A 4,623-nucleotide genomic window follows, 5' to 3' on the forward strand; every position below is an offset into this window, starting at 1 on the left:
GGAAGTACGGCGTCAGCTCGCCCATGAAGAGGCCGCGGGCGTTGCGGAAGTACGTGCCGTCCACGGCGCCGGGGCAGCCCGGTCAACCCGGCGGCGAACACCCGCACCCGCCCCGCGTCGGCGCACTCGTCGAGCGGCGCCGGGTCCAGCCGGCCCCACGTCGCGTAACGCGACCCCGTGCGCACCTCGCCGTCGAGCACGAACAGCCGGAACTCGGCGGCGAACTCCACCACCTCGCTCACCAGCACCGGCGTGTCGTCCGGCAGGTCGTGGGGGAGCTCGCCGCCGTGCCCGTAGACGCGGGCGGGGAAGCTCTTGCTGCCGGGCGGCTTGACGAAGGCCGCGTCCGCACCGGCGCGCGTCTCCGCGAGGGTCGTCCCGCGGATCCGGCGGCCAACCCACTCCCACGGCAGGCCCGGCAGCCAGTCGTCGGCCGGTTCGAGGAGCCCGAGACCCAGCCGGGCCGCGACGCGGTCGGCGAACAGCGGCCCGCCGTAGTAGTGCACCGGACCGGCCGTGACCTCGGACACGACGTCCAGCCCGCGATCGACCGCCGCACGGACGAGCGGACCGATCCTGGGCAGCACCGGGGGAGGGACGAACAGGGAACCGGCCATGATGCGCTCATCCTGCGTGCGGCATTACCCGACGGTCGAGCGAATACCCACCCACCCGAAATCGACGGACACCAGTCGCACACCGTCCGTAGGCTGCCGGCGGTGATCAGCTACGAGTGGCGCGGCCGATTCCGGAACACCGAGGTCAACGCACTGCACGCGGAGGGTTTCGACCACCGGACGCTGGACGACGACTGGTGGGGGCAGGTCACCCGGCACAGCCTCGGCTGGGTGACCGCACGCCGTGACGACGACCTGGTCGGGTTCGTCAACGTGGCCTGGGACGGCGGGATCCACGCGTTCCTCCTCGACACCCTGATCACCGCGCCCGAACGCCGGACGAACGCGGGTCTCATCGCGCTGTGAACCGGCCGGCGGTCACCTGGTGTAGTTCGCCGCGACCTGGGTAGTCGGCGTGGGAATACCCGACGAGGAGGAGCACGTGGACGCCAGCAAGCCCGCCAAGGTCGTCAAGGAAGCCCTGGAGAAGGCCGCGGAGAAGGTCGCAGACCTGGTCACGCCGCCCATCCCGGGTGCTCCGGGCAGCACCCCACCGCCCCTGGACCCGCCGGACGAACCGCAGGGCCCGCTGCCGCGCAAGGCGGACCAGGCGTCCCCGCAGACGCGGACCGCCACCGGCGCCGAGACGGGCGCGGCGGCGGAGGTCCGGCAGCAGCAGGGCGAGTACCTGACCACGTCGACGGGCACGCGCCTGCACGACACCGACCACTCCCTCAAGGCTGGTTCACGCGGCCCGACGCTGCTGCAGGACCACCACCTGCGGGAGAAGATCACCCACTTCGACCACGAGCGCATCCCCGAGCGGGTGGTGCACGCGCGCGGCGCCGCCGTGCACGGCGTCTTCGTCGGCTACGGCAACGCCGAGAACGTCTGCAAGGCCGGTTTCCTCAAGGAGGGCGTGACCACGCCCGTGTTCACCCGGTTCTCCACGGTGGTGGGCTCGCGCGGCTCGGCCGACACGGTGCGTGACACCCGCGGCTTCGCCACCAAGTTCTACACCGACGAGGGCAACTTCGACCTGGTCGCCAACAACATCCCGGTGTTCTTCATCCAGGACGGCATCAAGTTCCCGGACATCATCCACGCCGCCAAGCCGCACCCGGACCGGGAGATCCCTCAGGCGCAGAGCGCGCACGACACGTTCTGGGATTTCGTCTCCACGCACACCGAGGCGACCCACCACGTGATGTGGCACATGTCCGACCGGGGCGTGCCGCGCTCCTACCGGATGATGGAGGGCTTCGGCGTCCACACGTTCCGCCTGGTCAACGCCGAGGGCAAGACGTCGCTGGCCAAGTTCCACTGGAAGCCGAAGCTGGGCGTGCACTCCCTGCTGTGGGAGGAGGCGCAGATGATCGCGGGCGTCGACCCCGACTTCCACCGGCGCGACCTGTTCGACGCGATCGAGGCCGGCGCGTTCCCGCAGTGGGAGCTGGGCATCCAGGTGTTCCCGGACACGCCGGAGCAGACCTTCGAGGGCATCGACCTGCTCGACTCCACAAAGATCGTGCCGGAGGAGCTGGCTCCGGTGCAGGCGATCGGCATGCTCACGCTCAACCGCAACACCACCAACTACTTCGCGGAGACCGAGCAGGTGGCGTTCCACGTCGGGCACCTGCCGCCCGGCATCGACGTGACCGACGACCCGCTGCTGCACGCCCGGCTGTTCTCCTACATCGACACCCAGCTGAGCAGGCTCGGCGGGCCGAACTTCAACCAGATCCCCATCAACCGCCCGCACGCGCCGGTCAACGACATGCTGCGCGACGGCTTCCACCAGCACGCCGTGCACAGCGGCGTGGCGCCGTACAAGCCGAACACGCTCGACGGCGGCTGCCCGTTCATGGCGGGCGTGGAGACCGGTGCGTTCGTGGAGTTCCCGGCGCCGGTGGCCGAGGCGGTGAAGGAGCGCCGCTCGCCCGCGTCGTTCGCGGACCACTACTCCCAGCCCCGGATGTTCTACCGCAGCCTGACCCCGGTGGAGAAGGAGCACCTGGTCCGGGCGTTCACGTTCGAGCTGGGCAAGTGCTACGAACAGGCGGTCAAGGAGCGCGAGCTGCGCGTCCTCGCCAACGTCGACACCGAGCTGTGCGCGCTGGTGGCCGCCGGTCTCGGTCTGCCCGCGCCGGAGCCGACCGAGCCGGTCGAGGCGGTCGGTGAGGTGGCGGCGAGCCCGGCCGTGTCGCAGATCGGCCAGGTGTGGCCGCCGGACGGCCGGATGATCGGCATCGTGGTGGACGCGAACGACCCGGCGAGCCTCGACGGCCTGCACACCCTGCGCCAGACGATCACGGCGGCCGGCATGGTCCCGCTGGTCATCGCGGCGCGCGGCGGTGTCCTGGAGGACGGGCTGGTGGCCCAGCGGACGTTCCTCACCGCCCGCTCGGTCGAGTTCGACGCCCTGCTGCTGGCCGCCGCGCCGGCACCCGGCCCGGACGCGCTGCCGAGCCGTGACGCCAAGGCCGGTGCGCCGGCCGTCACCGTCGACCCGCGCGTGGTGATGATGGTCCAGGAGTGCTACCGGCACGCCAAGGCGATCGGCGTGTGGGGCACCGGCGAGGCCGCGCTGGTCGAGGCGGGTGTCTCGGTGGGCGACCTGGGCATCGTCGTGGGCGAGAGCCCGGCGGACGTGTTCACCGAGGTCCAGACCCTGCTCGGCACGCACCGGGTGTGGGACAGGTTCCCCGCCTCCCTGGTCTAGCGGCCCCTCGACGTCCGCCCCGACGCCACCCCCCCGGCGGCGGGGCGGACCACTGCCCGAGCGGGTGACCGGCCGCGGGCGTCGCCGTCCGCGGCCGGTCGCGTCACGTCAGCAGTCCAGGCGCGACGATCAGCACAACAGGCACAACGAGTAGGTCGCCTGGTACGTCGCGGCACTCGCCGGAGCGGTGATGTTGTGCGTCTGCGCACCGCCGTCGGACCAGCTGCCGTACTTGTACTTCAGGCCCAACGGCCCCGGTTGGGGGCTGGGGGCGCTGATCGAGTTGTTCGACCCGGCGATCACCGTGCGGGTGAACGGCGTCGTCTGCGCCGTGCCGCCGACGCTCAGCTGGAGCCCGCTGGGGTTCGTGGTGAACGTCAAGGCCACCGTCCGCGGGTCGAGCTTCGTCGTGGTGCTCTTGGTGCGCCCGGACGAGTCGGTCGCGGTGAGCGTCAGGTCCAGGTAGGACGGGTACTCGTGGTCCGGCGCGGTGAACGAGCCCGACGCCACGCCCGGCCAGTTCTGCACCACGTGCTCGTGGCACGTGCCGTTGGTCGCGCAGTGCTGGATGCTCAACTTCCAGCTCAGCGCGGACGCGGGCAGCGCGCCGTCCTGCGGGTCGGTGGCGTGGCCGGAGAACGGCACGTTCTGCCCCACCGACCAGTTCAGCGGCGCGGTCGGGGTGTCGATCACCGGCACGGGGTCCTGCGCGACCGGCGTGCCGACCGTGACGGTGACCGTGGTGGTGCCCGACGCGCCCGCCTGGTCGGTCACCTTCAACCCCACCGCGACCGCGGCCTGCGCGGTGTAGGTGTAGGTCGGGGTGGCGGAGGTCGAGTCGTCGTACTGGCCGTCGCCGTCGAGGTCCCACGCGTAGCCCAGCGTGTCACCGGCGTCCGGGTCGGTCGAACCGGTGCCGCTGAACTGGACGGTCAGCGGTGCGGGCCCGGACTGCGGGGTGGCCGTGGCGACCGCGGTCGGCGCGTGGTTGCCGGTCGGGTAGCTGACGCGGCGCAGCTGGCCCGCGCCCAGCGCGATGTAGAACAGGTCGCCGCCGGGACCGATCATCAGCTGCACCGGGACGTTCACGCCGGTCACGAACGGCACCAGCTTGGCCGGGTCCGGCTGGCCCGCGGTCGTCTGCATGGCCCAGATGCACCCGCGGGAGCTGTCGGAGAAGAACAGCGCGCCGTCGTAGGCGGCCGGGTAGGTGCTGGTCGACTCGAACGCGATGCCGGAGATCGACGACCCGCCGGTCGGGCACGGGTCGCTCGCCACGACCTT

Annotated in this window: 4 protein-coding genes; 2 read left to right on the forward strand and 2 right to left on the reverse strand. The window is 71.6% G+C overall.

Going from position 1 to position 4,623, the window contains the following annotated elements; genetic code table 11:
* The coding region (locus tag AB0G02_RS27910; protein WP_360799384.1) for an ATP-grasp domain-containing protein at window positions 1-617 on the reverse strand (617 nt) is incomplete at its 3' end.
* A gap of 102 nt (window positions 618-719) precedes the next feature.
* Between AB0G02_RS27910 and AB0G02_RS27915 the strand changes: the two genes are divergently transcribed.
* Both AB0G02_RS27915 and AB0G02_RS27920 read left to right on the forward strand, forming a co-directional pair.
* The gene (locus tag AB0G02_RS27915; protein WP_360799387.1) at window positions 720-983 is read left to right on the forward strand and encodes a hypothetical protein; all 264 of its coding nucleotides are present in this window, start codon (window positions 720-722) and stop codon (window positions 981-983) included.
* 76 nt (window positions 984-1,059) lie between these two features.
* Entirely contained in the window at window positions 1,060-3,339 is a 2,280-nt protein-coding gene (locus tag AB0G02_RS27920) for a catalase (protein WP_360799390.1), read from the forward strand.
* A gap of 129 nt (window positions 3,340-3,468) precedes the next feature.
* Here the strand turns inward: AB0G02_RS27920 and AB0G02_RS27925 are convergent.
* Window positions 3,469-4,623: PKD domain-containing protein (locus AB0G02_RS27925; protein ID WP_360799393.1), on the reverse strand; the 1,155-nt coding region annotated here is incomplete at its 5' end.

The sequence above is a fragment of the Actinosynnema sp. NPDC023658 genome, assembly GCF_040639995.1.
Lineage (GTDB): Bacteria > Actinomycetota > Actinomycetes > Mycobacteriales > Pseudonocardiaceae > Actinosynnema.